Source organism: Pseudomonas marvdashtae (assembly GCF_014268655.2).
Lineage (GTDB): Bacteria > Pseudomonadota > Gammaproteobacteria > Pseudomonadales > Pseudomonadaceae > Aquipseudomonas > Aquipseudomonas marvdashtae.
Genome location: NZ_JABWQX020000001.1, coordinates 4,232,368 through 4,258,576 on the forward strand (window position 1 = coordinate 4,232,368; position 26,209 = coordinate 4,258,576).

General features: G+C 61.7%; 23 protein-coding genes, 4 tRNA genes and 1 pseudogene. 7 read left to right on the forward strand and 21 right to left on the reverse strand.

The annotated features are described in order from the left end of the window. Positions 1-67 precede the first annotated feature (67 nt). The 4 genes from HU742_RS19155 to HU742_RS19170 all read right to left on the reverse strand — a co-directional run bounded on the left by HU742_RS19155 (position 68) and on the right by HU742_RS19170 (position 585). Positions 68-144 (reverse strand) — tRNA-Asp (locus HU742_RS19155). A gap of 17 nt (positions 145-161) precedes the next feature. Further along, positions 162-237, reverse strand: a tRNA-Val gene (locus HU742_RS19160). Between the two features lie 176 nt (positions 238-413). After that, positions 414-490: transfer RNA gene (locus HU742_RS19165), tRNA-Asp, on the reverse strand. A 19-nt stretch (positions 491-509) separates the two neighbouring features. After that, positions 510-585: transfer RNA gene (locus HU742_RS19170), tRNA-Val, on the reverse strand. Between the two features lie 160 nt (positions 586-745). Here HU742_RS19170 and rdgC point away from each other — a divergent pair. The 3 genes from rdgC (at position 746) to sugE (ending at position 3,202) form a co-directional block, all read left to right on the forward strand. Continuing rightward, positions 746-1,666, forward strand: a complete 921-nt coding sequence (rdgC, locus tag HU742_RS19175; protein WP_186640654.1) for a recombination-associated protein RdgC — start codon at positions 746-748, stop codon at positions 1,664-1,666. A gap of 140 nt (positions 1,667-1,806) precedes the next feature. Next, positions 1,807-2,772: a bile acid:sodium symporter family protein gene (locus HU742_RS19180; RefSeq protein ID WP_186640652.1), complete on the forward strand. Its 966-nt coding sequence runs from the start codon at positions 1,807-1,809 to the stop codon at positions 2,770-2,772. Between the two features lie 115 nt (positions 2,773-2,887). Continuing rightward, complete coding sequence (sugE, locus tag HU742_RS19185; protein WP_186614497.1) at positions 2,888-3,202, forward strand: quaternary ammonium compound efflux SMR transporter SugE; 315 nt, start codon at positions 2,888-2,890, stop codon at positions 3,200-3,202. Positions 3,203-3,247: 45 nt separating this feature from the next. Here sugE and HU742_RS19190 read toward each other — a convergent pair whose 3' ends face one another. The 3 genes and pseudogenes from HU742_RS19190 to HU742_RS26985 all read right to left on the reverse strand — a co-directional run. After that, positions 3,248-5,122, reverse strand: a complete 1,875-nt coding sequence (locus tag HU742_RS19190) for an MFS transporter (protein ID WP_186644745.1) — start codon at positions 5,120-5,122, stop codon at positions 3,248-3,250. Between the two features lie 81 nt (positions 5,123-5,203). Beyond that, complete coding sequence (locus tag HU742_RS19195; RefSeq protein ID WP_186644744.1) at positions 5,204-6,352, reverse strand: TDT family transporter; 1,149 nt, start codon at positions 6,350-6,352, stop codon at positions 5,204-5,206. 104 nt (positions 6,353-6,456) lie between these two features. Further along, positions 6,457-6,545: pseudogene (locus HU742_RS26985) on the reverse strand (cupin); the annotation flags it as partial. A gap of 159 nt (positions 6,546-6,704) precedes the next feature. Between HU742_RS26985 and HU742_RS19200 the strand changes: the two are divergent. After that, complete coding sequence (locus tag HU742_RS19200; RefSeq protein WP_186644743.1) at positions 6,705-10,175, forward strand: hybrid sensor histidine kinase/response regulator; 3,471 nt, start codon at positions 6,705-6,707, stop codon at positions 10,173-10,175. 32 nt (positions 10,176-10,207) lie between these two features. On the opposite strand, the gene HU742_RS19205 is transcribed toward HU742_RS19200, so the two are convergent. Further along, entirely contained in the window at positions 10,208-11,593 is a 1,386-nt protein-coding gene (locus tag HU742_RS19205; protein ID WP_186614509.1) for a DNA recombination protein RmuC, read from the reverse strand. Between the two features lie 175 nt (positions 11,594-11,768). Next, entirely contained in the window at positions 11,769-12,092 is a 324-nt protein-coding gene (locus HU742_RS19210) for an SEL1-like repeat protein (RefSeq protein WP_186640647.1), read from the reverse strand. 903 nt (positions 12,093-12,995) lie between these two features. On the opposite strand from HU742_RS19210, the gene HU742_RS19215 reads away from it, so the two are divergent. From HU742_RS19215 to HU742_RS19225, 3 genes are all read left to right on the forward strand, one after another. Continuing rightward, positions 12,996-13,220 carry a hypothetical protein gene (locus tag HU742_RS19215; protein ID WP_007898912.1) on the forward strand — a complete coding sequence of 75 codons (225 nt, stop codon included), beginning with the start codon at positions 12,996-12,998 and terminating at the stop codon, positions 13,218-13,220. Positions 13,221-13,495: 275 nt separating this feature from the next. Next, positions 13,496-13,978: a hypothetical protein gene (locus HU742_RS19220; RefSeq protein WP_186640646.1), complete on the forward strand. Its 483-nt coding sequence runs from the start codon at positions 13,496-13,498 to the stop codon at positions 13,976-13,978. Between the two features lie 144 nt (positions 13,979-14,122). Continuing rightward, positions 14,123-15,397, forward strand: coding sequence for an OmpP1/FadL family transporter (locus HU742_RS19225; protein ID WP_186644740.1), 1,275 nt, complete (start codon positions 14,123-14,125; stop codon positions 15,395-15,397). Positions 15,398-15,500: 103 nt separating this feature from the next. Here HU742_RS19225 and HU742_RS19230 read toward each other — a convergent pair whose 3' ends face one another. From HU742_RS19230 to HU742_RS19285, 12 genes are all read right to left on the reverse strand, one after another. Then, on the reverse strand, positions 15,501-16,052 hold the full coding sequence (locus HU742_RS19230; protein ID WP_186644739.1) for a glutathione peroxidase: 552 nt from the start codon (positions 16,050-16,052) through the stop codon (positions 15,501-15,503). Positions 16,053-16,235: 183 nt separating this feature from the next. Continuing rightward, positions 16,236-17,444, reverse strand: a complete 1,209-nt coding sequence (locus HU742_RS19235) for an MFS transporter (protein ID WP_186640643.1) — start codon at positions 17,442-17,444, stop codon at positions 16,236-16,238. A gap of 52 nt (positions 17,445-17,496) precedes the next feature. After that, entirely contained in the window at positions 17,497-17,901 is a 405-nt protein-coding gene (locus tag HU742_RS19240) for a MarR family winged helix-turn-helix transcriptional regulator (protein ID WP_186614483.1), read from the reverse strand. Positions 17,902-17,973: 72 nt separating this feature from the next. Then, positions 17,974-18,705, reverse strand: coding sequence for an adenosylcobinamide-GDP ribazoletransferase (locus HU742_RS19245; protein WP_186644738.1), 732 nt, complete (start codon positions 18,703-18,705; stop codon positions 17,974-17,976). Between the two features lie 2 nt (positions 18,706-18,707). Continuing rightward, a complete protein-coding gene (gene cobC, locus HU742_RS19250) occupies positions 18,708-19,283 on the reverse strand; it encodes an alpha-ribazole phosphatase family protein (protein ID WP_186644737.1) in 576 nt (191 codons plus the stop codon). Then, positions 19,280-20,335 carry a nicotinate-nucleotide--dimethylbenzimidazole phosphoribosyltransferase gene (gene cobT / locus HU742_RS19255; RefSeq protein ID WP_186644736.1) on the reverse strand — a complete coding sequence of 352 codons (1,056 nt, stop codon included), beginning with the start codon at positions 20,333-20,335 and terminating at the stop codon, positions 19,280-19,282. The genes cobC and cobT overlap by 4 nt, the downstream gene beginning before the upstream one ends. Next, positions 20,332-20,853 (reverse strand): bifunctional adenosylcobinamide kinase/adenosylcobinamide-phosphate guanylyltransferase, encoded by a 522-nt coding sequence (cobU, locus tag HU742_RS19260; RefSeq protein WP_186644735.1) that lies wholly within the window; start codon positions 20,851-20,853, stop codon positions 20,332-20,334. Before cobU ends, cobT begins: the two co-directional genes overlap by 4 nt. A gap of 5 nt (positions 20,854-20,858) precedes the next feature. Then, positions 20,859-22,346 (reverse strand): cobyric acid synthase, encoded by a 1,488-nt coding sequence (locus HU742_RS19265; protein WP_186644734.1) that lies wholly within the window; start codon positions 22,344-22,346, stop codon positions 20,859-20,861. Beyond that, positions 22,343-23,335, reverse strand: coding sequence for a threonine-phosphate decarboxylase CobD (cobD, locus tag HU742_RS19270; RefSeq protein WP_186644732.1), 993 nt, complete (start codon positions 23,333-23,335; stop codon positions 22,343-22,345). The genes HU742_RS19265 and cobD overlap by 4 nt, the downstream gene beginning before the upstream one ends. After that, positions 23,328-24,236: an adenosylcobinamide-phosphate synthase CbiB gene (cbiB, locus tag HU742_RS19275; protein ID WP_186644730.1), complete on the reverse strand. Its 909-nt coding sequence runs from the start codon at positions 24,234-24,236 to the stop codon at positions 23,328-23,330. The genes cobD and cbiB overlap by 8 nt, the downstream gene beginning before the upstream one ends. Next, positions 24,233-24,883: a 5,6-dimethylbenzimidazole synthase gene (bluB, locus tag HU742_RS19280; RefSeq protein WP_186644728.1), complete on the reverse strand. Its 651-nt coding sequence runs from the start codon at positions 24,881-24,883 to the stop codon at positions 24,233-24,235. The genes cbiB and bluB overlap by 4 nt, the downstream gene beginning before the upstream one ends. Further along, complete coding sequence (locus HU742_RS19285; protein ID WP_186644720.1) at positions 24,880-26,202, reverse strand: cobyrinic acid a,c-diamide synthase CobB; 1,323 nt, start codon at positions 26,200-26,202, stop codon at positions 24,880-24,882. The genes bluB and HU742_RS19285 overlap by 4 nt, the downstream gene beginning before the upstream one ends. Between the last annotated feature and the right edge of the window lie 7 nt (positions 26,203-26,209).

Sequence of the window (26,209 nt, forward strand, 5' to 3'; positions counted from 1 at the left end):
AAAGCCCGCTCAAATGAGCGGGCTTTTTGTTGGCAACCTGGCGTTCAGCATCCCAGGTGACCGAATATGGCGCAGCGGACGGGACTCGAACCCGCGACCCCCGGCGTGACAGGCCGGTATTCTAACCGACTGAACTACCGCTGCGCGTAACATTGAAAGTTTGGTGGGTGATGACGGGATCGAACCGCCGACATTCTGCTTGTAAGGCAGACGCTCTCCCAGCTGAGCTAATCACCCTTCACTTTCGATGCGGTGCGCATTCTCTCACAGTTTTTTATAACGTGCTGATTTAATTGAAAAAAACAGCAAAAAAATGATTCATGCGTACCGCGGGAAAACTGTAAACAGCAAAAAGCCCGCGTTAGCGGGCTTCTTGTGGTGACCTGGCGTTCAGTGTTCCAGGTTACCGAATATGGCGCAGCGGACGGGACTCGAACCCGCGACCCCCGGCGTGACAGGCCGGTATTCTAACCGACTGAACTACCGCTGCGCGTAACACTTGAAACGAATGGTGGGTGATGACGGGATCGAACCGCCGACATTCTGCTTGTAAGGCAGACGCTCTCCCAGCTGAGCTAATCACCCTTCGCTTTCGGTGTGGCGCGCATTCTACGGAGCACTCCCTAAGCTGGCAAGCACTTTTTAAATTAATTTTCTCAGGCCTTCCAAAGGCTTAGCTAAGGGTTGGCCTATGGCGCCGCGAAGAGAATAATGCCCCCCTTTGTATAAAGGAGAGACTCACCCCATGTGGTTCAAGAACCTGCTTATCTATCGCCTGACCCAAGATCTGCCTGTTGATGCCGAGGCGTTGGAAACTGCACTGGCGACCAAACTGGCACGCCCATGTGCAAGCCAGGAGTTGACCACTTACGGTTTCGTCGCGCCCTTCGGTAAAGGCGAAGACGCGCCCCTGGTGCATGTCAGCCAGGATTTCCTGCTGATCGCCGCACGCAAGGAAGAGCGCATCCTGCCCGGCAGCGTCGTGCGTGACGCCGTGAAGGAAAAAGTCGAAGAGATCGAAGCCGAGCAAATGCGCAAGGTCTATAAAAAGGAACGGGACCAGATCAAGGATGAAATCATCCAGGCGTTCCTGCCTCGTGCATTCATCCGTCGCTCGTCCACGTTCGCCGCTATCGCGCCGAAACAGGGCCTGATCCTGGTCAACTCCGCCAGCCCGAAACGCGCCGAAGACCTGCTTTCCACCCTGCGCGAAGTCATCGGCACGCTGCCGGTACGCCCGCTCACCGTGAAGACGGCGCCGACCGCGATCATGACCGACTGGGTCAAGACTCAGAAAGCCGCAGACGATTTCTTCGTGCTGGACGAATGTGAACTGCGCGACACCCATGAAGACGGCGGCATCGTTCGTTGCAAGCGCCAGGACCTCACCAGCGACGAAATCCAACTGCACCTGAGCACTGGCAAGGTCGTGACGCAGCTGTCGCTGGCCTGGCAGGACAAGTTGTCCTTCGTGCTCGACGACAAAATGGTAGTCAAGCGCCTGAAGTTCGAGGACTTGCTGCAGGACCAGGCGGAACAGGACGGCGGCGACGAAGCCTTGGGCCAGTTGGACGCCAGCTTCACCCTGATGATGCTGACATTCGGTGAGTTCCTGCCGGCGCTGGTTGAAGCGTTGGGCGGTGAAGAGATTCCGCAGGGAATCTAACGGCAGAAGTTGTCCTTTGGGAGCAAGCCCGCTCGCGATGACGGTCGATGATCCACAGAAATGTGGGCCGACAATCCGTTATCTTAAGCAGGCTCGCTTTCATGTCGGGTTGTGCTGCAACTAATAATAAGGATCAGGTCATGCGCGCACTGGTTGCATTGAGTCGTTTTGTCGGCAACACCTTCGCTTACTGGGTACTGTTGTTTGCGATAGTGGCGTTTCTATTTCCACAATGGTTTGTCGATCTGAAAGTAGCCATTGTGCCGTTGCTTGGCCTGGTGATGTTCGGCATGGGCCTGGCCCTGAAGACCGAGGATTTTGCCGAGGTGGCCCGCCATCCGGGACGCGTCGCCCTGGGAGTTGCAGCTCAGTTCGTGATCATGCCAGGCACCGCGTGGCTGCTTTGCCAGCTATTCAGCCTGCCGCCGGAAATTGCCGTGGGGGTGATCCTCGTAGGCTGCTGCCCGAGCGGCACATCCTCCAACGTCATGACCTGGCTGGGTCGCGGTGACCTGGCCTTGGCCGTGTCGATCTCGGCCATCACTACCCTGCTCGCCCCGGTGATTACCCCGGCGCTGATCTGGCTGTTGGCCTCGGCCTGGTTGCCGGTGTCGTTCTCGGCGCTGTTCTGGTCTATCTTGCAAATAGTCCTGTTGCCAATCTTCCTTGGCGTCGTCGCCCAACGTTTGCTGGGTGAACGGGTTCGTCTCGCCGTCGATGTGTTGCCGTTGGTGTCGGTGGTGAGCATCGTGATCATCGTCGCAGCAGTGGTAGCGGCCAGTCAGGCGAAGATCGCCGAATCCGGCCTGCTGATCATGGCGATCGTGATGCTGCACAACAGCTTTGGCTACTTGTTGGGGTATTTCACCGGGCGCCTGTTCGGATTGCCACTGGCCCAGCGCAAAACCTTGTCGCTGGAGGTGGGCATGCAGAACTCCGGCCTCGGCGCGGCCCTGGCCAGTGCGCATTTTTCGCCGCTGGCGGCGGTCCCAAGTGCACTGTTCAGCGTCTGGCACAATATTTCCGGCGCGTTACTGGCAACCTACTTCCGGCGCATGAGTGAAAAGCAGGACCGCGAGCTGCTTGCCCGCCAAGCGGCGGACTGACCGGGAGACTTGACCGAATAGTCAGCATTGGGCATTCTTCGCCCAATGCGGGGACGACCCCGCAACTGCACAGCGTTTTATCCGGGGACGACCCCATCCATCGATGAGGTGTGTGATGTCCTGGATCATTCTGTTTTTCGCTGGCTTGTTTGAAGTCGGTTGGGCTGTCGGCCTGAAATACACCGACGGCTTTTCCCGTCCCCTCCCCACTGCATTGACCGTTGCGGCCATGGTGATCAGCCTTGGCCTGCTGGGCCTTGCCATGAAAGAGCTGCCGCTGGGCACCGCCTATGCAATCTGGACCGGCGTCGGTGCCGTGGGCACGGTGATCGCCGGGATCATTCTGTTTGGCGAGTCGATGGCATTGATTCGGTTGGCCAGCGTGGCGTTGATCATTGCCGGGTTGATCGGCCTCAAGGTCAGCACCTGAACCGAATGCAGGAGCCGGACTTGCCGGTTCCTGCATCGTCTTGCGTTATCGGACCGCGCCGCGCAGTTCTCCCACCATCGCCTGCAACTTCGCAGGCTCAGCCGTCTCGACCGTAACCGCCGAACCCGCCACCAGGGTCACTCGCGACCAGAACCGGCGAAAAAGCCCCTTGTCCGGATCGCGGCTGAAGAAGCTGCCCCACAAGCCCTGCAACGCCAAGGGAATCACTGGCACCGGGGTTTCCTGGAGGATGCGTGTCAGTCCGCTCTTGAACTCATTGATCTCACCGTTGGCGGTCAATTTTCCTTCAGGAAAGATGCACACCAGCTCGCCGTCCTTCAGGTATTGGGCGATTCGGCTGAAGGCCTTTTCATAGATCTGGATATCTTCCTGGCGCCCGGCGATCGGAATTGTGCCCGCGGTGCGAAAGATAAAGTTCAGGACCGACAGGTTGTAGATCTTGTAATACATCACAAAACGAATCGGCCTACGCACCGCGCCGCCGATCAGTAAGGCATCGACAAAGGACACGTGATTGCACACCAACAGCGCCGCGCCCTCATCAGGAATCGCTTCGAGGTTGCGATGCTCCACGCGGTACATGGAATGGCTCAGCAGCCAGATCATGAAACGCATGCTGAACTCGGGAACGATCTTGAAGATGTAGGCATTGACGCCAATGTTCAGCAGCGACACCACCAGGAACAGCTGCGGGATCGACAGTTTGGCTAGGCTCAGCAAGACGATGGAAACGATCGCCGAGACCACCATGAACAGTGCGTTGAGAATGTTGTTGGCGGCAATCACCCGCGCCCGCTCGTTCTCCACGGTACGCGACTGAATGAGGGCGTAGAGCGGCACGATGTAGAAACCGCCAAAAATCCCTAGGCCAAGAATGTCGATCAGCACCAGCCAGGCATGCCCGAACCCCAGGATCTGCAGCCAGCCGTGGCCGTCCACACTGTCGGGGATTGCGCCGGAATGCCACCACAAGAGCAGCCCGAACACGGTCAACCCGAAGGAGCCGAACGGCACCAGGCCAATCTCCACTTTGCGCCCCGAGAGTTTTTCACAGAGCATCGAACCCAGGGCGATCCCCACCGAAAACACGGTAAGGATCAACGTCACCACGGTTTCGTCGCCGTGCATCCACTCCTTGGCATACGCGGGGATCTGCGTGAGGTAGATCGCCCCGACAAACCAGAACCACGAGTTGCCGACAATGGAGCGGGAAACCGCCGGGGTCTGTCCCAGGCCGAGCTTCAACGTGGCCCAGGACTGGCTGAAGATGTTCCAGTTCAAGCGCATCTGCGGCGAGGCCGCCGCCGCCCGCGGAATGCCGCGGCTGGCCAGGTAACCGGCCACGGCGATGCCGACGATGGCCACCGACACCACCGGCGCGTAGTGCGCCGACGACATCATGATCCCCGCGCCGATGGTGCCCGCAAGAATCGCCAGGAACGTGCCCATTTCCACCAGGCCATTGCCGCCGACCAGTTCATCCTCGCGCAACGCTTGCGGCAGGATCGAATATTTTACCGGTCCAAACAGCGCCGAATGCGTGCCCATGGCAAACAGCGCCGCCAGCATCAGCCACAAATGATCGAACAGGAAACCCAGCGCGCCGACCGCCATGATCGCGATTTCGCCGAGCTTGATCAGGCGAATCAGCGCGTCCTTGGCGAACTTTTCTCCGAATTGACCCGCCAGCGCGGAAAACAGGAAGAACGGCAGGATGAACAGCAGCGCGCAAAGGTTGACCCAGATTGAGCGGTCGCCCTCGATGGTCAGCTTGTAGAGGATGGCGAGGATCAGCGACTGCTTGAAAATATTGTCGTTGAACGCCCCGAGGGACTGCGTGATGAAAAACGGCAGGAAGCGCCGCGTGCGAAGCAAGGTGAACTGCGAAGGGTGACCCATCTTCCATGTTCCTGAGTGGCGTGGACGCTTATTGGAATGACGCTTTTTCAATCCAGGCCACACATTACCTGTCTTTAACGATTATTTCGCCAGCCCCGCAATGCAGGGCGACACAAACAACTCACCGTGCCAGGCGCCCAGTAACGTGCGCCAGCCAACGATCAGCCACATCACCGCCAGCAGCGCCACCAGCGCGCAACCGAACATATTGAAAAAACCCAGGCCCAGCAGGCTCGCCAGCTTCAGCGTCGTCAGGGCGAATACACCCAGCGGAAAGGTGAAGCCCCACCAGCCGAGATTGAACGGGATGCCCTCGCGCAAGTAGCGCGCGGTGATCAGCAGCGCCATCAACATCCACCAGAACCCGAAGCCCCACAGGGTGACGCCGGCAATCAATCCTAGCCCGGAGGCGACCTCGCCCACGCCGGACAGGCCATTGGCGGCAAAAATAGTCGGCGCATCGCCCCCCAGCAGCAACATGCCCAGGGCGCCGGTTCCGATGGGACCGAGGGCCAGCCAGCTCGAAGCGGCCATGTTCTCGTGGGGCAGTTTGTGCAAGGCCATGCGCAACAGCAGAATGGTCAGGATGCTGAACGCCACCGGCAGGGAAAAGGCCCAGAGCACGTAGCTGGTCACCAGCATGACCAGTTGTGAATGAACATCGGCAAGGTGCGGCGCCAACAGCCCGCCGCTGGCAGCAGCGACTTCGGCGGCGACTACGGGCAGCAGCCACACGGCAGTCATCTGGTCGATGCGGTGTTCCTGGCGGGTAAACATCAGGAACGGAATCAGCACGCCGCAGGCCAGCGACATCGCCACGTCGACCCACCACAACCCCTCGATCAACGGCAACACACCCTCGCCCCAGCGCGGCACGCCGAACACCAGGAAACCATTGATGATCGTCGCCAGCCCCATGGGGATGGTGCCGAAGAACATCGACACGGTTGAATGTCCGAAAATCCGCCGGGCCTCATCGAAGAAAAGCACCCAGCGAGCGGCATAAAGTCCCGTGAACAAAACGAAGAGGAGAATGTTGAACAACCACAGCCCTTCGGCCAGCGCGTGCAAACCGGGGTTGGGCCCTGGCAGTTGCGCCAGGGCCAGGGCCAGTACGCCGGTGCCCATGGTCGCGGCAAACCAGTTCGGGGTGAATTGTCGAATCACCTCCATTGGCCTGGGCAGGTGGCTAAGGGGTCGCAAGGGATATTTTTCGGCACGGCACGGCATGGTCATTTCCTTTCCTCGGATGAGGTGAGGCCATGCTAGAGCCGAAGAGAATATCTATATAACGGGTAATTTCTGTATGGGTTATCTATTCGCCAGATAACACCTCAAACGCTGCCCTCAGTCTCGATTACCAGAGTTCTCGCTTCACCCCTAGGACTGGCCACATGCTCGGTGCCACGGATGCGTAGAAAATGGACTTGCTGCGAATGATTTTCAAGAGGACGTCCGGGAAAAGGCTTGGGCACCAAGACCACCCTCCCGCCTCGACCTTGGTCGACACTGACGAACCCGAGCGGGCGTGCGAGACTGTCGTGCCGGGCTCAAGCCCGGGCGTATTTGTCTGGGAGTTTCCATGTCGCTGTCCAGCGGGCTGATCGCCATCGTTGCCCTGGCCTATATGGCCATCATGTTTGCCATCGCCTTCTACGGTGATCGGCGCAGCACGCCGTTGCCACCGCGCGTTCGGGCCTGGGTCTATAGCTTGTCGCTGGCGGTGTATTGCACCAGCTGGACGTTCTTTGGCGCCGTGGGCCAGGCCGCCGAACAGCTCTGGTCATTCCTGCCGATCTACCTCGGGCCAATCCTGCTGCTGGTGTTTGCGCCGTGGGTCCTGCAGAAAATGGTAATGATCAGCAAGCAGGAGAACATCACCTCCATCGCCGACTTCATCGCCGCCCGCTATGGCAAATCCCAGTCACTGGCAATTGTGGTCGCGCTGATCTGCCTGGTCGGCGTGTTGCCCTACATTGCCTTGCAACTCAAGGGCATCGTGCTGGGAGTGAACCTGCTGATCGGCGCCGGTGCCGATGCAATGGGCACCCGCGCCCAGGACACGGCACTGATCGTCTCGCTGATCCTGGCGCTGTTCACCATCGTGTTTGGCACACGCAACCTGGATGCCACCGAACACCACCGCGGCATGGTGCTGGCGATTGCCTTCGAATCGCTGGTCAAGCTGTTCGCTTTCCTGGCGGTTGGCGCGTTCGTCACGTACGGCCTCTACGACGGCTTCGACGATCTGTTCAACCAGGCGATGCTCGCGCCTCGCCTGGAGCAATACTGGAAAGAGACCATCAACTGGCCGTCCATGGTGGTGCAAACCGGGGTGGCGATGATGGCGATCATTTGCCTGCCCCGGCAATTCCACGTCACCGTGGTGGAAAACATCGACCCTCAGGACCTGCGCCTGGCCAAGTGGGTGTTTCCCGCCTACCTGGCCCTGGCCGCGCTATTCGTGGTGCCGATCGCACTTGCCGGACAAATGCTGCTGCCCAGCTCGGTGCTGCCGGATTCGTTCGTCATCAGCCTGCCACTGGCCCAGGCTCATCCTGCCCTGGCGGTGCTGGCATTCATTGGCGGCGCCTCGGCCGCCACCGGCATGGTCATCGTCGCGAGCGTCGCCCTGTCGACCATGGTTTCCAACGACATGCTGCTGCCCTGGCTGTTGCGCCGCAACAACGCCGAGCGGCCCTTCGAAGTGTTCCGCCAGTGGATGCTGTCGGTACGTCGGGTAAGCATTGTCGTGATCCTGCTGCTGGCCTACGTCAGCTATCGATTGCTCGGTTCGACGGCGAGCCTGGCGACCATCGGCCAGATCGCCTTCGCCGCCGTGACGCAACTGGCACCCGCCATGCTCGGCGCGCTGTACTGGAAGCAGGCGAACCGACGCGGTGTGTTCGCCGGCCTCGCCACCGGGATTTTCCTCTGGTTCTACACGCTGGTGCTGCCGATCGCCGCCCACAGCCTGGGCTGGTCGCTGGGCAGTTTCCCCGGCCTGGCCTGGCTGCACAGCAATCCACTGGACCTGCCGATCACCCCATTGACGCAAGGCGTGGTCTTGTCGTTGGCCGGCAACTTCATTCTGTTCGCCTGGGTCTCGGTGTTGTCGCGCACTCGCGTGTCGGAACATTGGCAGGCCGGACGGTTTATCGGCCAGGAGATCAACGCTCGCCCCAACCCGCGCTCGATGCTGGCGGTGCAAATCGATGACCTGTTGCAACTGGCCGCCCGCTTCGTCGGCGAAGAACGGGCGCGCCAGAGCTTTATCCGGTTCGCCTATCGCCAAGGCAAAGGCTTCAACCCGAGCCAGAACGCCGACAGCGAATGGATCGCCCACACCGAGCGCCTGCTGGCCGGTGTGCTGGGGGCTTCTTCGACGCGGGCTGTGGTGAAAGCGGCGATCGAAGGCCGCGAGATGCAACTGGAAGACGTCGTGCGGATCGCCGACGAAGCGTCCGAGGTGTTGCAATTCAACCGCGCGCTGCTGCAAGGCGCGATCGAAAACATCACGCAGGGCATCAGCGTGGTGGACCAGTCCCTCAGGCTGGTGGCGTGGAACCGTCGCTATCTGGAGCTGTTCAATTATCCCGACGGCCTTATCAGTGTCGGCCGGCCGATTGCCGACATCATCCGCTACAACGCCGAGCGCGGCCTTTGCGGCCCTGGCGAGGCTGAAGTCCATGTTGCCCGGCGCTTGCACTGGATGCGCCAGGGGCGCGCGCACACCTCGGAACGGTTGTTCCCCAACGGCCGGGTGATCGAGTTGATCGGCAACCCGATGCCCGGTGGCGGATTTGTCATGAGTTTTACCGACATCACCGCGTTCCGCGAAGCTGAAAAAGCCTTGACCGACGCCAACGAAGGGCTCGAGCAGCGGGTCGCCGAACGTACCCGCGAGCTGTCGCAACTGAACCTGGCGCTGACCGACGCCAAAGGCACGGCCGAAGCGGCCTATCAATCCAAGACCCGCTTCCTCGCCGCCGTCAGCCATGACCTGATGCAACCCCTCAACGCCGCGCGCCTGTTCTCCGCGGCGCTGTCCCATCAGCACGAAGGCTTGCCGAGCGAAGCCCAGCAATTAGTGCAGCATTTGGACAGTTCGTTGCGCTCAGCCGAAGATCTGATCACCGACCTGCTGGACATCTCCCGACTGGAAAACGGCAAGATCAACCCTGACCGCAAACCGTTCGCCCTCAACGACCTGTTCGACACCCTTGGCGCCGAGTTCACGGTGCTGGCGCGCGAGCAAGGCCTTAAATTCCGGGTTCGCGGTTCACGGCTGCGGGTAGACAGCGACATCAAGTTGCTACGGCGGGTCTTGCAGAACTTCCTCACCAACGCCTTCCGCTACGCCAAGGGACCGGTGCTGCTGGGCGTACGCCGCCGCGACGGCGAGCTGTGCCTGGAGGTCTGGGATCGCGGGCCGGGCATTGCCCAAGACAAACTGCAGGTCATCTTCGAAGAATTCAAACGCCTCGACAGCCATCAGACCCGCGCCGAGAAAGGGTTGGGCCTGGGCCTGGCGATTGCCGACGGGCTGTGCCGCGTCCTCAGCCACTCGTTACGGGTCCGCTCTTGGCCGGGGCGCGGCAGTGTGTTCAGCGTCAGCGTGCCGTTAGCCCGAACGCTAGCCGTCGAGCCCCACATCGCGCCCGAACCCAACGGCCAATTGCCCAGCGGCGCGCAGGTGCTGTGTGTCGATAACGAAGACAGCATCCTGATCGGCATGAACAGTCTGCTGACCCGCTGGGGCTGCCAGGTACGGACGGCGCGCAACCGTGAAGAATGCGAACGCTGGCTCGCCCAGGGGGTCCGCCCGCAATTGGCCCTGGTGGATTTTCATCTGGACGACGGCGAGACCGGTACCGAGCTGATGGCCTGGCTGCGCACGCGCATGGGCGAACCGGTGCCGGGGGTGGTGATCAGCGCCGACGGCCGGCCCGAGACAGTGGCGCAGGTGCATGCGGCGGGCCTGGATTACCTGGCCAAACCGGTCAAGCCGGCGGCGTTGCGGGCGTTGTTGAGTCGGCATTTGCCGCTTTAGAGAGCAACTGCGTTCTATCGTGGCGAGGGAGGTCAACCTTGAGAGGGCTCGGCTTCTTCCGGCAACTCAGGCAACCCATCCACATCCGCCATCGCTCTCTCAAGCAACTCGGGTGGTAAGCTCTTGCTGGCCCGGGCACCGAGCAATTTCAGCTGTTCGCTGCGGCTGATCAGGTTGCCGCGCCCTTCTGTCAGCTTGTTGCGTGCGGCGCTGTAGGCTTTGTCCAACTGCTGCAAGCGGCTGCCGATTTCGTCCAAGTCTTGAATGAACAGGACGAATTTGTCGTATAGCCATCCCGCCCGCTCGGCGATTTCCCGGGCGTTCTGACTCTGGCGCTCTTGCTTCCACAAGCTGTCGATCACCCGCAACGTCGCCAGCAAGGTGGTCGGGCTGACAATCACGATGTTGCGATCGAACGCCTCCTGGAACAGGTTCGGCTCGGCTTGCAGCGCGGCAGAAAATGCCGCTTCGATCGGCACGAACAGCAACACAAAATCCAGGCTGTGCAACCCGTCCAGGCGCTTGTAATCCTTGCCAGCCAAGCCTTTGACGTGAGCGCGCAACGATACGACATGTTGCTTGAGGGCAAGCTGGCCGATGGCATCGTCTTCGGCGGCGACGTATTGCTGATAGGCCGTCAGGCTGACCTTGGAGTCGACCACCACTTGTTTGTCGCCGGGCAGGTAAATCAGCACGTCGGGCTGGAAACGTTCGCCGTCCGGGCCTTTGAGACTGACCTGAGTCTGGTATTCGCGGCCCTTTTCCAAGCCGGCATGTTCGAGCACTCGCTCCAGAATCAGCTCGCCCCAGTTGCCTTGGGTCTTTTGTCCCTTGAGGGCACGGGTCAGGTTGGTGGCTTCATCGCTCAGGCGCAGGTTCAGCTGCTGCAGCCGCTCCAGCTCTTTGCCCAAGGAGAACCGTTCGCGCGCCTCGGCCTGATAACTTTCCTCGACACGTTTTTCGAAGGACTGGATGCGTTCCTTCAACGGATCGAGCAATTGCCCCAGGCGCTGCTGGCTGGTTTCGGCGAAACGCTGTTCACGCTCATCGAAGATCTTCCCGGCCAGTTCGGCGAACTGGGCCCGCAACGCATCTCGCGAACCTTGCAGGTCGTCCAGGCGCTGCTGATGGCTTTCCTGCTGCTCGCGCAATTCGGCCTGCAACGAAGCCGCGTGGGCATCGAGGCGTCGCAGTTCCGCTTCTTTATTGGCGCGCTCCAGGTTCCAGGCATGGGCCGCGTCCCTGGCGTTGTCGCGCTCGACCTGCAGCAATTCGACCTCGCGACAGGCGGCGGCAAGTTCGGCTTGCTTGGCGGCATTGGCCTGGCTCAGGTCACTGATTTCGTCACGGCAGGCGTCGAGTTGGGCGTTCAGCCCATCGTGTGCCATGTGGGCCGTGCTCAGGCGCTCTTCGAGCAATGCCAGCTCAGTCTGCGCGGCAGTGGCCCGACGTTGCAGGTGCCAGGCCAGCGCCAGCAACGGCATTGCTGCGCCCGCCAGGCCTAGCAACAGGCTGGTCAAATCCAAAGCCATGACAGTCCCTGCCGATCAAATAAAGCCCGAAGGTTAACCAAGCAGCCAGGCGTTGCCCAGCTCAGTCTTCGATTTCACCCAACGCCAAGCGGGCGCGGTGATCGCCGGCCCGGGCGGCCTGGCGTAACAAGTCGTGACCGATGCGCCGGTCCCGCGCATTACCGCACTCGCGACACATCAGTTGCCCGAGGCGACTTTGTGCGGCCACCACCCCTTCTCGGGCCGGTTGCTTGAGCAAACGGCCGGCCAGATGCTTGACGCTGGGGCGTTCTCCCAGGCGTGGGCTATCCAATAGCCACTCGGCGACTCGCATCGACATGCGCTTGGGTGGGGTAACACCCGAGGGTGCGGAGGTAACAGGATTTGATACTGAGCGAAACTTCATGACGCACTACGGGACAGATCGGAAGGCGCGCCACTCTACTCCTTTTTTCGTCCGGGTAAAGTCGAAAAAAACCAGCACGCCCGTGCTAGAGCAAGCGCTTGGGACAATCCACAGAAGCTGTGGATAACTCAGTGGACAACCTACCCTGAACTGTCCGCAAGCCCTGTGGAACGGGGCCTGCGCTCAAACTGACGATTTTTTCACCAGTCAAAAAAAGCGATGTTTTTCATTGACTTAAATTTTGGATACAGGCACCCACCCCCGATTGTCCCCACATGACAATACGGTGACAGCCCACACCGGGAGTGTGTACAAGTAACATCCGAAGTGGTTATATCGCCGCGCTTTATTGGCACATCGGGCGCAGAAAACCCTGTGGACATCCACAGATCTCTGGCATCGGGCCATTATTTTCGTCGCATCTGGACCGCACTGGATCTTTTTTGACCAGAGCCCTTCCCTTCCACGATTCGATCCGTTAGTATCCGCGGCGTTAGTACCAAGCTGAAAGTCAATTCTGGGTCGGAAACATCTCTGCGGTCAGCCATCCTCAAAAGGACGCCTTACCGAAAAAAGAGACCGCCCCCCTCGATGGTTTCCAGGTAATCCTTGCGCCAATACACTTCGAACGAATGCGAAGCGTGCTGCCAGGCTCACTACTCTGACCGAACCAACCTGCAAAATTGATCAGGATCTTCACCCTGGGCCCAGAACCTTTGCCCTTGATGTGCTGCCTGCCCTCCTAAGTACCTACCTGCCAGCCCAAGCGCGCACTCATATAGCGCTCAAACTGGCTGCTTTGTTCCAGTCGGGTTCTTCGTTCGACCAACGGTGGTCGACGTTACTGGAACGTTTTAACGTTGCACGGTTCTTAACCGTGTCATTTGTAGGAACACCCATAACATGTCTACTCAAATCCACACACAGGATGCGATCCGCACCCTAACCAACGCTTTTGCCCCAATGAACTGCCTGATCATGGCCGCTCGCAAAGGCTGCTTCAGCTTCACGCTGGTCAACGAACACGGCATCGCTCGTCATAGCGAACGCTTGTATCCCGACCAGTACTCCAGCGCGGAACCGCTGCAGGCCGTGATCGAGCGTACCCGTCAGGCACTGGTTGCCTGAGACGCCAGACAGCTGAAACTTCAAAGGCCCCGCCCAAAACGCGGGGCTTTTTATTGCCCAACGTTTCTCGATAAAGCGCAACGGCTTAAGCACAAACCGCTATAACAGTCATAACCGTTCGACGAACATGGTTTAAAAACAGGCCTTTACAGCGCAGATATGACACTACACTTCAACTCGAGCGGCATGATCCGCTTTCGGCGAAGCCTGATCCGATCCACTCGCTGCCAAGCCCTTACCGTCAGGCTTCGCCCATTTCCCATCTCGAGGGTTTTATGGGTATCGCCGCCAGCGAACTGTGTAGATACGTGATCCGCCCGACGCTGCTGTATCTTGGGCGTCACAGCACTACCGCGGAAACCTTGTTGCTGGGTATTGCCGCCAGCCAGTCCGGCCTGGGCGCTGCCCTACATGATCGCCGCGGACACGGTTTGTACCGCATTACCGAACCTCGCCACCAAGCGCTGTGGGACGATTATCTGGCGCTGGATCCGGAACGTGCCAGCCTGGTTCGCGGCCTGGCCAGCCAACATGCCTTCCTCAGCAGCCCCCATCTGGAATTGACCGTCAACCTGCGCTACGCCACCGCCATCGCCTGGTTGTTGGTCGAAGAACAAGCCGCCCCATTGCCCAGCGCCGACGACTTGCTGGGTATGGCCCGGATCTGGCGGCAGACTTTTCACCCTCAAGGTCGTCTGCGAGATTTCACCTGCGCCTGGCAAAACTGTGTTTCACCGCTGAATCAGGTCGCTTGCTGAATGGAAAAAAGGAAAGTTCCTACAAAAGCGCTGACTTTGGTCGGATTGTCCTACAAAACCCCTCTAAATCAAGCCATACAAGCTATAGCGCTTGACCAAAAATGTTGGTAATTTTCGCCCCGGTGATCACCTGGAGTTCTAACAATGAAAAAAATGATGCTCAAAACCACCCTTGGCCTTGCCGTTACCTTGGCATCCACCCAAATTTTCGCCAGTGGCTTTGCCTTGAACGAACAAAGCATCAGTGGCATGGGCACTGGCTTCGCGGGTCGTTCTTCTTCTGCCGATGATGCGAGCACTGTGTTCGGCAACCCTGCCGGCATGTCGCGCCTCAAGCGCCAACAAGTTACCGGTGGTTTCGCTGTCATCGACGCGTCCACCGATCTCAGCGACACCAGCGGCACCCAGTCCGGCACCAACGATGGCGACATGGTCCCGTTCACTGGCGTTCCGATGGGCTACTACGTCAAGCCTATCGATGATCAATGGGCGTTCGGCCTGGGCGTCTACGCCCCGTTTGGCCTGATCACCGACTATGAAAACAGCTTCCAGGGCCGCAATTTCGGCAGCAAGAGCGAAGTGAAGGTCGTGACCTTCCAGCCAACCATCAGCTACGCCTTCAACGACAAGGTGTCGATTGGTTTTGGCCCGACCATCAACCGGATTTCTGGTTCGTTGGAGTCGTCGCTGACTACGCCATTCTCGCCTAACGACGGTAATGTCCAGATCAAGGGCGACGACATTGGCTACGGCTATAACGTTGGCTTGCTGGTCCAGGCCACCGACACCACCCGTGTCGGCCTGACCTACCACTCCAAGGTCAAGTACAAGCTTGAAGGCCACACCGAAGTGAGCCCGGGCGCTGGTACGCCTGGCTTCCTGTTGAGCGGTGATCGTTATGACGCCTCGCTGGACATCACCACCCCTGAATCGTTGGATTTCTCGGTCACCCAGCAAATCAATGACGCCTGGACTGTCTACGCCGGCAGCACCTGGACCCGCTGGAGCCGCCTGAAAGAAATCACCGTAAATAATGACGTAACGAGCGGCGGCGCCCTGAACCCAACCCTCTTCGGCACCATCACCGAAGAACAGAACTGGCATGACACCTGGGCCTACGCCATCGGTACCTCCTACCAGTTGAACAAACAGTGGGTACTGCGCACCGGCCTGACCTTCGACCAGTCGCCTGCCAACAACACCGACCGCTCGCCACGCATTCCTACCGGCGACCGGACCATCTTCAGCCTGGGTGCCGGCTGGAGCCCAACCGAAGACCTGACCATCGACGTGGCTTATTCCTACCTCAAGGAAGAAAAAGTCAGCGTCAACAGCAGCAACGCTCTGGGCCAGGCCTACAACGCTGAATACGAAAACAGCGCCAACGGCTTCGGTGTCGGTGCAACCTACCGCTTCTGATAATTCACGGCGAGGCTGACTGTAACCAGGCAGCCGCTCGTCACTTGAAGCGAAAAAAAGCCCCGCTTCCTGCAAAGAGGCGGGGCTTTTTCGTGGCTGGCGGTCAGGGTTTGGAAGCGATGGCCGTTTCCACTGCCTTGATGAAATCAGGATCGTCTGGCTTGACCCGGCTGGAAAAACTGCCGACCACGTTGCCCTGGCGGTCCACGACGTACTTGTAGAAATTCCATTTCGGCGCGCTGGATTGTTTGGCCAAGTGCCTGAACAACGGAATCGCGTCCGAGCCCCGTACCGGTTGCGGCTCGGTCATGGTGAAGGTTACGCCATAGTTGACGTAGCAGACCTTGGCCGTCTCCGCGCCATCCTTGGACTCCTGTTTGAAATCATCGGACGGTACGCCCAGCACCTCCAGCCCTTCGCCCTTGTAGCGCTGGTTCAGCGCTTCCAGTCCCTTGAACTGTGGAGCGAACCCACAGAAGCTGGCGGTGTTGACCACCACCAAGGGCTTGCCGGCGAAACGCTGGCACAGATCGACGGTTTCCTTGGCCCTCAACTTCGGCAATGAGCCTTCCAGCAACGGCGGGCAATCAGCCGCCCATACGTGCCCGGACACAGCCAGCAGCAGGGCGGGAACAGCAAGCCAACGCATCAGCATGTCGGATTTTCCTTGTAAGCCTGTCAGACCAAGACGTTACTCCGCCGCGACAGGTGCCGTCCATCAATCAGCAACTACCCATGCCCAGTTGCATCAAGGCCAGCCCGCCCTGGTGCCAGCCCCACCAAGCGAACGCCAGCAGCAGAGCCGCACCGGCCGCGAGCAACCATGGGCCGACGCGACTCATGCCGCACCGGCCTGGACTTGCAGACGCGCCACCGGACGTTCACGCACCGGCCAGTTCAGCGCCGCCGCCAGCAGGCTTAGCAGGATCGACACTTGCCAGATCAAATCGTAACTGCCGGTGCGGTCATACACCACGCCGCCCAGCCAGCCGCCGAGGAATGATCCCAACTGGTGGAACAGGAACACGATCCCACCCAACATCGAGAGATTTCGTACACCAAACAGGGTCGCCACCGTGCCATTGGTCAACGGCACCGTCGACAACCACAAGAAGCCCATCGCCATTCCGAACACGTAGGCCGTGGTGGTCGTCACCGGCAGCCACAGGAACAGGCCGATCACCACCGCTCGCGCCAGGTAAAGCCCGGTCAGCAAGCGCGGCTTGGACATGCGCCCGCCGAGCCAACCGGCGGTGTAGGTACCAAAGATATTGAACAGCCCGACCAGGGCCAGCACGGTGGTGCCGACGCTGGCCGGCAGGTGTTGGTCCACCAGATAGGCTGGCAGGTGTATGCCGATGAACACCACCTGGAAGCCGCAGACAAAAAAGCCCACGGCCAACAGCCAGAACCCTGAGTGGCCGCACGCCTCGCGCAACGCTTCGGAGAGGGTTTGTTCGTTGCCGCTCAGTGGCGCCGGCGCATCCTTCAACATGCTCACCAACGGCACGATCAACGCCACCAGCAGCCCCAGCGCCAGCAGCGCGGCGGACCAGCCGAGCCAACCGATCAAACCCAGCGTGCCCGGCAACATGGCGAACTGGCCAAACGAGCCGGCGGCACTGGCGATGCCCATGCCCATGCTGCGTTTTTCCGGCGGCACCGCCCGCCCGACCACGCCGAGGATTACCGAGAACGACGTGCCGGACAGGCCGATGCCGATCAACAAGCCAGCGCTCAACGACAGCGACCATGGCGAATCGGCCATGCCCATCAACACCAACCCGAGTGCGTAGAGAACGCCACCGATCAACACCACTTTCGCCGCACCGAAGCGATCGGCCAGCGCGCCGGTGAACGGTTGCGCCAAGCCCCAAATCAGGTTCTGCAGGGCAATGGCGAAGGCGAACACCTCGCGGCCCCAGCCGAATTCGGCGCTCATGGGCGCGAGGAACAGGCCGAAGCCATGCCGCACACCCAACGACAACGCCAGGATCAGCGCACTGCCGACCAGGACCCAACCACAGGTACGCCACATCGATGTCATTGTTATTCTCCGGTCGCGGGTATATACCCACTTATCATCGGACGAAGCGGCGTCACGCCAGTTCATCCAGCAAGGCCAGCAAGGTCGCGCGTTTCTCGGCGCCAAGCTTGTCGATCAGTTTCTGTTGCGCCGCTTCCCAGGCCGGCAATGCCGCCGCCAACCGCGCATGCCCTGCCTCGGTGAGCACGACGATACGGTTGCGCAGGTCGTCGCCCTCGGCCAGGGTCACCAACCCCTCGCCTTCCAGCACCCGCAGGTTGCGCCCCAGGGTGCTGCGGTCCAGGCCCATGGCCTCGGCCAGCGAGGAAATGCTCGGCTGGTCCAGGCGCACCAGGTTATTGAGCAAAGAATACTGGGCGACGTTGATCCCGAAGCCGTCGAGAGCGCCGTCGTAATACCTGCTGACGCCACGAGCGGCACGACGCAGGTTGATGCACAGACATTGGGAAGGAAGCATGATGCGTGTATATACCCGCGACTGAATGAATGCAAATTTAAATCAACGGTTGCGCGCCAGCAATGACCGGATTCAGCCCAACGCCAGCGTTACCAGAACGACCATTTCCAACAGCTCCAGCATGGCGCCGGCGGTATCGCCGGTGCATCCCTGCAACCTGCGCAGCATCAGCTGTCGCAACCCGAAAAATGCCAGCGCGGCCACCGCCAGCGACCATAGCCCCGCCCAGCCCGCCACCCCCACACAACCCAGCGCACAGGCGGCCAACACCTGCCAGCCCAGGCGCCGCGGAAGATGATCGGCAAGCGCCTGGCCTAAACCACCGGCGCGCACATAGCGCGTCGTCAGGAACAACCCCAGCAATGCGCCACGCCCTACCACCGGCACGATAAGCAGCGCCAACGTCTGCCCCTGCTCGATCAGCGCCACCAGCGCGGCCCATTTGAGCAGCAGCACCAGCACCAGCGTCACGACCGCAATCGGCCCGCTGCGAGGATCTTTCATGATCAGCAACGTGCGCTCGCGATCGCCGAAACCGCCGACCCAGGCATCGGCGCTGTCGGCCAGGCCATCCAAATGCAGCCCGCCGCTGAGCAACACCCATGCCGCCAGCAACAGCGCGGCATGAAGCAGCAGGGGCGCGCCGAGCAACAGCGCATCAAGCAACCACAGCACGCCACCGAACAGCAGCCCTACCAAGGGGTAAAACAGCAGTGAACGGCCCAGTTGTTCAGGCTCGGGCATGCCGGGCAGGCGAACCGGCACGCTGCTCAGAAATTGCAAGGCGATCCAGAAGGGCAGCATCGTCAATCCGCCTCTTCGAGCACGGAGCCGGCCGACACTGAAAGGGAAAACAGCGCGCCGTGGCCGACTTCGACATTGAGCAACTGCTCGCGCGGCAGGCCACGTGCCCGAGCCAGCAGCAGGCGCATCACGCCGCCGTGGCTGACCAGCAAGACACGCTGCCCGGCGTAGGCCTGGTGCAAGCGTTCGATCGCCAGCAAGACACGCGTCGAAAATTCGAGCACCGGCTCGCCTTCGGGCGGCGTGAAGGCATAAGGATCGGCCCAGAAGCGGCCGAGGGCTTCGGCGTCGATCTCCATCAAAGCCGCCGCGCTGCGGCCTTCCCAGGCGCCGAAATGCAGCTCTTGCAGGTCTTTGTCCACTTGCACCGGCACGCCGAGCCGACTGCCGAGCTGCTCAGCGAAACGAGCGCAGCGCTGCAAAGGCGAACTCACCAACCGATCCCACGGCCCGCCTTGTGCGACCGCCGCTTGCATCTGCTCCCAGCCCCTGGCCGTCAACGCATCGTCGAGGCTGCCGCGCAAGCCGCCACCCAGCTCGGTTTCGCCGTGACGCAGCAGGTCCAGGCGCAAGGTCATGCCGGACGATCCGCCACGGCCGCTTCGGCAAACGTCGCCATTTGCCCGTGAAGGTCACAAGCCAGGCGTAACAGTGGCACCGCCAACGCCGCACCACTGCCCTCGCCCAGGCGCAAACCGAGGTCTAGCAGCGGTTCAGCGCCGAGGGTTTCCAGCACATGGCGATGACCTGGCTCGCCACCGCGATGAGCGAACAGCAACCACGGCCGGCATGCGGGATTGAGCCGCACCGCCACCAGGGCCGCGACGCTGCAGATGAACCCATCCACCAGCACGGCGATGCCCTGCTGGGCACAGGCCAGATACGCACCGACCAATGCTGCGATCTCAAAACCGCCGAGGTTGAGCAAGGTCTGCAACGGATCCTCGCTCTGGGCCTTGTGCAGCGCCAGCGCCCGTTCGATCACCTGAGTCTTGCGGCTGATACCCGCCGCATCCAACCCTGTGCCCGGCCCGACCAGATGTGCTACCGGGCATTCGAGCAAGGCACAGGCCAGGGCGCTGGCCGCCGTGGTGTTGCCGATGCCCATCTCGCCGCCGATGAACAATTGCGTCCCGGTCGCCAAGGCGCGCATTGCGCTGTCGCGCCCAGCTTGCAAGGCCTGTTCACCTTGGGCAAAGGTCATGGCCGGGCCCTGGGCGAAATTGGCGGTGCCAGGCCCCACGTTCAAATGGCGCACGCCGGGCAGGTCCAACGAGGGCGTGACGGTGCCCAAGTCGACCACTTCCAGCGAGGCGCCCAATTGCCGAGCCAGGACACTGATGGCCGCGCCGCCGCTGACGAAATTGAGCAGCATCTGCCCGGTCACTTCCTGGGGAAAGGCCGATACGCCCTCAGCCACCACACCGTGGTCACCGGCAAAAATCGCGATCCACAGCCGGTCCAGGCTCGGCTTGACCTGCCCTTGCAGGCCCGCCAGTTGCACCGCCACCGACTCCAGCCGTCCCAGGGAACCGGCCGGTTTGGTCAGTTGTTGCTGACGGGCTGCGGCCTGCTCCAGCGCTTGGGTATCAACAGGCTTGCACGGTTCCAGCCACCACCGGTGATTCATAACGCAGTACCTTTGAGAGTCAGGGGCAGGCCTGCAACGGTCAGCACGACGCGCTGACAACGTTCGGCCAGGGCTTGATGCAGCCAACCGGCTTCATCGACGTAACGGCGAGTCAATTCGCCCAGCGGCACGACACCCATTCCGGTTTCGTTGCTGACAAAAATGATTTCACCGGGCAGCGAGTCGAGGCCGTTCAACAGTGCTTCGCGCTCGGCGTTCAGTTGCTCGAGATTGTCGAGCATCAATAGATTGGTCAGCCAAAGGGTCAGGCAATCCACCAGCAGGCATCGATCGCTGGCGGCGTTATCGCGCAATACCCCCGCCAGCGCCAACGGCTCTTCCAGCAACGCCCATTCCACCGGACGCCGGGCGCGGTGCTGGGCGACACGCTCGTTCATCTCGCCGTCCAGCGGTTGGCTGGTGGCGATGTAAGTCACCGGCAATCCTGTGTCCGTGGCGAGTTTTTCAGCCAGGCGACTCTTGCCGGAGCGGGCACCGCCGAGGATCAGTTGCAGCATGTTTTTTACCCTTCAATAGGCGAAGTTGCTGCCGGCTCGCCATGGATCCCACACAGCTCACGCAACAGCCGGGTATCCAGATGCCGCTCTACCAGATCCGCCAACCGCTCAATGTCCCGCTCGCGCAATCCGTGGTAATCCACCGTTTGCACATCTTGCACACCGGCCCAACGCAACAAGGCGCTGCTGGCCGTCGGTGATTCGAACAGTCCGTGCAGATACGTACCAAAAACCTGTCCATCGAGGCTCTGGGCGCCATCGCAGCGGCCGTCTTCCAGATAGACAGCGGCGTATTCCAGCCCGGCGCCGGTGGTCACGCCGGCATGGATTTCGTACCCGCTGACCTCGGCATCTTCCAAGGCCAGTCGCCCACGTACATTGCGCAGTTGCTTCTCGCGCTCCAGCGTTGTTTCGAACTCCAGCAGCCCCAGCCCGGCGCTGGAACCCGGTGCGCCTTCCAGGCCGAGCGGATCGTGGACCTGCTGGCCAAGCATCTGCAAACCGCCACAAATGCCCAGCAATTTGCCGCCGTAGCGCAGATGCCGATGGATCGCCGTTTCCCAACCGTTGGCCCGCAGGTAGGCCAAGTCGCTGCGCACGCTTTTCGAACCGGGCAGGATGATCAGATCCGCCGGCGGGATGGCTTGGCCGGGGCCGATGAATTGCAAGTCGACCTGCGGATGCAGGCGCAGCGGATCGAAATCCGTGTGATTGCTGATGCGCGGCAAGACCGGCACCACCACCTTGAGCACGTGTTCGGCTTTGTCGGTTTGGCGCTGGTCGAGACCATCCTCCGCTTCCAGATGCAGGTCCATCACGTAGGGCAATACGCCGATCACCGGTTTGCCGGTGCGCGCTTGCAACCAATCCAGGCCAGGCTGCAGCAAGGCCAGATCACCGCGAAAGCGGTTAATGACAAAGCCTTTGACCCGCGCCTGTTCGCTGGGCGAAAGCAATTCCAGGGTGCCGACCAGATGAGCGAATACCCCGCCGCGATTGATGTCGGCAATGAGCAAAACCGGGCAGTCCACCGCCTCCGCGAAGCCCATATTGGCGATGTCGCCGGCCCGCAGATTGATCTCGGCCGGCGACCCGGCGCCCTCCACCATGACGACCGGATACGCGGCGCTCAAGCGTTCATGGGAAGCCAGCACCGCTTGCATCGCGATGGCCTTGTAATCGTGATAGGCCACGGCGTTCATGGTGGTCACGGCGCGGCCATGGATGATGACCTGGGCGCCAGTGTCGCTGTTGGGCTTGAGCAGGACCGGGTTCATGTCGGTATGCGGTTCGAGGCCGCAGGCCTGGGCCTGGACGGCCTGGGCCCGGCCGATTTCGCCACCATCGGCGGTCACCGCGCTGTTGAGGGCCATGTTCTGCGGCTTGAACGGCACCACACTCACCCCTTGGCGCCTGACCCAGCGGCACAGCGCCGTGACCAAGGTACTTTTGCCGGCATCGGAGGTGGTGCCCTGCACCATCAAGGTGGTCATCGAATGTCCTTGGCGTAGGCCTCGAACGCCTGTTCGAGGCGCGAGAATTCAGCGTCATCGGCGGGAAGCCCGAAGCGCAGGCTGCTGGTGTGGGTGAACAACCGCAGGAGAATGCCGCGATGGGCCATGAAGTCGTGAAGCGCCTGGGCATGCTCGGTGATCAGCCACTGGAACAACCCGCAGCCGCCCTGCGGCGTGAAGCCATGGCGCTCCAGCGTCAATGCCAAGCGTTGACTGGTCTGCTCGCAACGCAGTCGTTGTCGCGCGTGCGCCTCAGTGTCCAGCAGGCACGCCTGGCCCAGCACCCGGGTCGGTCCGCTGATGGCCCACGGCCCGACCTGTTCGGCGAGCAGCTTGAGCAAGCGCCGCTCGGCCAGGACAAACCCCAGGCGAACCCCGGCCAGGCCAAAAAACTTGCCGAACGATCGCAACACGATCAACCCGACCTGATGCGCATGGGCGGCAAGGCTCAGCTGCGGCGTGACGTCCATGAACGCTTCATCCACCACCAGCCAGCCGCCGCGCTGGGCCAGGCGGGCATGCCAGTCCAGCAGGCGTTCGGGGCTCAGGCTCAGGCCCGTGGGGTTGTTGGGGTTGACGACCACCAGCACGTCGAGGCTGTCGAGAAAGAAGTCCACTTCCGCCTCCAGCACTTCACGCACGATGTAGCCACTGCGACGCCAGGCTTCGGCGTGCTCGGCGTAACAGGGCGACAAGACGCCAACCTTGCCGATCCGGCGCAGTCGCGGCAGCAGTTGGATCGCCATTTGCGAGCCTGCCACCGGCAGCACATGCGCTGCCTCGTAGTAATCGCAAGCAGCCTGCTCCAAGCCATCATCGGTTTCGGGCAGGCGCGCCCAGACGCGCAGTGGAATAGTCGGAATATCGAACGGCCAGGGCGCCAGGCCGCTGGACAGGTCGAGCCAGTCGGCCTCGGCAATGCCGTATTGCCGGGCCGCGTTGCGCAGTCGTCCACCGTGTTCAAGCATAAAACTCGGCTCCGAGGCAGAGAATCAGCAGCCATAACCATACGCCGCGCTGGACCAATTGCCAGCCACGATCGATGGAATCGGCGCTCGCCGGCACGCCTTCGCCCAACGGTGGGCGTTGATGCAGTTCGCCGTGATACACCGCCGCGCCGCCCAGCTCGACGCCCAACGCCCCGGCACCGGCAGCCATCACCGGCCCGGCATTGGGGCTGTCCCAGGTCGGTCCCTGGGTACGCCAGCATTTGAGCGCCAAACGGGTCTGGCCGAGCACGGCGTAGGTCAACGCCACCAGGCGCGCGGGAATATAGTTCAGCACGTCATCGATCTTCGCCGCCGCCCAGCCGAAACGCTCGAAGCGCTCATTGCGATAGCCCCACATGGCGTCGAGGGTATTGCTCAACCGGTACAACACCACACCGGGCGCACCGGCCACGGCGAACCAGAACAGCGCGGCGAATACCGCGTCGCTGCCGTTTTCCAGTACCGACTCAGTCGCGGCGCGGGCCACGGCGGTTTCATCCAGCTCAGCGGTTTCGCGGCTAACCAGATAGCCGACACGCTGGCGCGCTTCATCCAGATCGCCCTTGCGCAGCGCCCGCGCCACCGGCTCGACGTGCTCGCCGAGGCTGCGCAGGCCGAGGGCGCAGTACAGCGCCAGAATATCCACCAACCAGCCAATCATGGGCGCCCAGGACAGGGCCGTTGCCAACAAGGTCAACGGCAATACCGCAATGATCCACGCCGTAACGCCATGGCTGCGCCAGCCGCGCCCGCCGGAATTGAAACGTTGTTCGATACGGTTGGCGAAACGGCCGAACGCGACCAGCGGATGCCCGCGCCGAGGCTCGCCCAACAGCGCATCCAGCGCGACCGCGGCGGCACTGAGCAACGCCACGCTCATGGCCGCACGCCCCAACGGTTTTCATACAGCAATTCGTTGAGCGGACGCGGTTGCGCCCAGCCTTCCAGGGCGAGCATGGGCGCCGGGTAAAAACCCTCTACCGGGCCCAGGCAAAGTATGGCCAACGGCTTGGCCCCGGCGGGCAGGCCCAGCAGGTCGGCCAGCGCCTGGGGCTCGAACAGCGACACCCAGCCCATTCCCAGCCCTTCGACGCGGGCCGCCAGCCACAGATTCTGGATGGCGCAGGACAGCGAGGCCAAGTCCATTTCCGGCAACGTCCGGCGGCCGAAAATGTGCCGCTCGCGATCGTCCATCAAGGCCGCCACCAGCACCTCGGCACTGTCGCTGATGCCTTCGACCTTGAGTTTCATGAATTCATCGCTGCGCTCGCCCAAGGCCTCGGCAGTGCGGATGCGTTCCTGCTCCACCAGATCGCGGATCTGCCCGCGCACGGCGCGGTCACTGATGCGGATAAACCGCCAAGGTTGCATCAGCCCGACGCTGGGCGCCTGATGCGCCGCTTCCAGCAGTCGGCGCAGTAACGCCGGTTCGACCGTGCCGCCGGTGAAGTGGCGCATGTCACGGCGTTCGGCGATAGCGCGGTAGACGGCTTCGCGTTCGGCCTCGGAGAAGGCGTTGTCGGTCATAGCCTGCTCGCGGCAACGGGCTCAAGATCCGGCGCAAACAGCGCGGCAACGGCCCTCGGATTGGACGGGAAATAAAAATGCACGTAGGAAGCCGTCATCCGTCCTTGCCGGAAAACCGCTTCAGCCCCACGCCCACCGTTAGGGCTGTGACCACGGGCAATGGGCGCCAGCTCGGTGCTGGTCAGGGAGTGATGATAGGTATGCCCGCGCAGGGTGCCTTCCGGCAGTTCAACCGATTGCAGCGCCAAGGCCGCCAGGCGCGTCTGCATCTGCGCATCACCGCGCAACAGGCCGAGCAGCTCGGCGCGGGCGCCTTCGACGTCGGTCAATGAATCGAGCAGATACAGCATGCCGCCGCATTCGGCGAGCAGCGGTTTGCCGGCTTCATGGTGCGCACGGATCGCCGCCAGCATCGGCGCGTTGCCGGCCAGGGCAACGTGATGCAGTTCCGGATAACCGCCGGGCAGATAAAGACTGTCCGTCTCAGGCAGCGAGGTGTCATGAATCGGCGAAAAGAAGCGCAGCTCGGCGCCCATGGCCCGCAGCAGATCCAGGCTTGCGCCGTAGGTGAAGGCAAACGCTTCATCCCGGGCCACGGCAATGCGCACGCCGTCGAGCCACGGCTCAACTGCGACCGGTTCGGGCGCCGCGAATTCGACCCCGGGCGGCAGCGCGACTTCACAACTGCTGGCCAACGCCTCGGCGGCGGCGTCGAGGCGAACATCCAGGTCGTTCAACTCGCTGGCCTGGACAAGGCCAAGGTGACGGCTGGGCAATTCGATGCCGGTTTCCCGCGAGAGCGCGCCGTACCAGCGCAGGCCTTCGGTGAGGCTGCCTTCGAGCAACTGCGCATGACGCAAGGTGCCGACCCGGTTGGCCAACACGCCGGCAAACGGCAAGTCCGGTTGATAGCGGGCCAGGCCCAAGGCCAGGGCGCCGAAGGTCTGGGCCATGGCGGTGCCATCGATCACTGCCAGCACCGGCACGCCGAAATGCCGCGCCAGGTCGGCGCTGGACGGGGTGCCGTCGAATAATCCCATGACGCCTTCGATCAGGATCAGGTCCGCTTCAGCGGCGGCTTCCCACAGCAGTCGCCGGCTCTCCTGCTCGCCGACCATCCACATATCCAGCTGATAGACCGGCGCGCCACTCGCACGCTCGAGAATCATCGGGTCGAGAAAATCCGGGCCGCATTTGAATACGCGCACCTTGCGTCCCTGGTTGCGATGCAAGCGGGCCAGGGCGGCGGTGACGGTGGTCTTGCCCTGGCCGGAAGCCGGGGCGGCGATCAACACCGCTGGGCAATGGCGGCTAGTCATCGAAGCA

Bases quoted from the DNA above. Each gene is read 5' to 3' on its own strand.
- rdgC (WP_186640654.1), top strand. From the start codon at position 746: ATGTGGTTCAAGAACCTGCTTATCTATCGCCTGACCCAAGATCTGCCT.
- HU742_RS19180 (WP_186640652.1), top strand. From the start codon at position 1,807: ATGCGCGCACTGGTTGCATTGAGTCGTTTTGTCGGCAACACCTTCGCT.
- sugE (WP_186614497.1), top strand. From the start codon at position 2,888: ATGTCCTGGATCATTCTGTTTTTCGCTGGCTTGTTTGAAGTCGGTTGG.
- HU742_RS19190 (WP_186644745.1), bottom strand. From the start codon at position 5,122: ATGGGTCACCCTTCGCAGTTCACCTTGCTTCGCACGCGGCGCTTCCTG.
- HU742_RS19195 (WP_186644744.1), bottom strand. From the start codon at position 6,352: ATGCCGTGCCGTGCCGAAAAATATCCCTTGCGACCCCTTAGCCACCTG.
- HU742_RS19200 (WP_186644743.1), top strand. From the start codon at position 6,705: ATGTCGCTGTCCAGCGGGCTGATCGCCATCGTTGCCCTGGCCTATATG.
- HU742_RS19210 (WP_186640647.1), bottom strand. From the start codon at position 12,092: ATGAAGTTTCGCTCAGTATCAAATCCTGTTACCTCCGCACCCTCGGGT.
- HU742_RS19215 (WP_007898912.1), top strand. From the start codon at position 12,996: ATGTCTACTCAAATCCACACACAGGATGCGATCCGCACCCTAACCAAC.
- HU742_RS19220 (WP_186640646.1), top strand. From the start codon at position 13,496: ATGGGTATCGCCGCCAGCGAACTGTGTAGATACGTGATCCGCCCGACG.
- HU742_RS19225 (WP_186644740.1), top strand. From the start codon at position 14,123: ATGAAAAAAATGATGCTCAAAACCACCCTTGGCCTTGCCGTTACCTTG.
- HU742_RS19230 (WP_186644739.1), bottom strand. From the start codon at position 16,052: ATGCTGATGCGTTGGCTTGCTGTTCCCGCCCTGCTGCTGGCTGTGTCC.
- HU742_RS19235 (WP_186640643.1), bottom strand. From the start codon at position 17,444: ATGACATCGATGTGGCGTACCTGTGGTTGGGTCCTGGTCGGCAGTGCG.
- HU742_RS19240 (WP_186614483.1), bottom strand. From the start codon at position 17,901: ATGCTTCCTTCCCAATGTCTGTGCATCAACCTGCGTCGTGCCGCTCGT.
- HU742_RS19245 (WP_186644738.1), bottom strand. From the start codon at position 18,705: ATGCTGCCCTTCTGGATCGCCTTGCAATTTCTGAGCAGCGTGCCGGTT.
- cobC (WP_186644737.1), bottom strand. From the start codon at position 19,283: ATGACCTTGCGCCTGGACCTGCTGCGTCACGGCGAAACCGAGCTGGGT.
- cobT (WP_186644736.1), bottom strand. From the start codon at position 20,335: ATGAATCACCGGTGGTGGCTGGAACCGTGCAAGCCTGTTGATACCCAA.
- cobU (WP_186644735.1), bottom strand. From the start codon at position 20,853: ATGCTGCAACTGATCCTCGGCGGTGCCCGCTCCGGCAAGAGTCGCCTG.
- HU742_RS19265 (WP_186644734.1), bottom strand. From the start codon at position 22,346: ATGACCACCTTGATGGTGCAGGGCACCACCTCCGATGCCGGCAAAAGT.
- cobD (WP_186644732.1), bottom strand. From the start codon at position 23,335: ATGCTTGAACACGGTGGACGACTGCGCAACGCGGCCCGGCAATACGGC.
- cbiB (WP_186644730.1), bottom strand. From the start codon at position 24,236: ATGAGCGTGGCGTTGCTCAGTGCCGCCGCGGTCGCGCTGGATGCGCTG.
- bluB (WP_186644728.1), bottom strand. From the start codon at position 24,883: ATGACCGACAACGCCTTCTCCGAGGCCGAACGCGAAGCCGTCTACCGC.
- HU742_RS19285 (WP_186644720.1), bottom strand. From the start codon at position 26,202: ATGACTAGCCGCCATTGCCCAGCGGTGTTGATCGCCGCCCCGGCTTCC.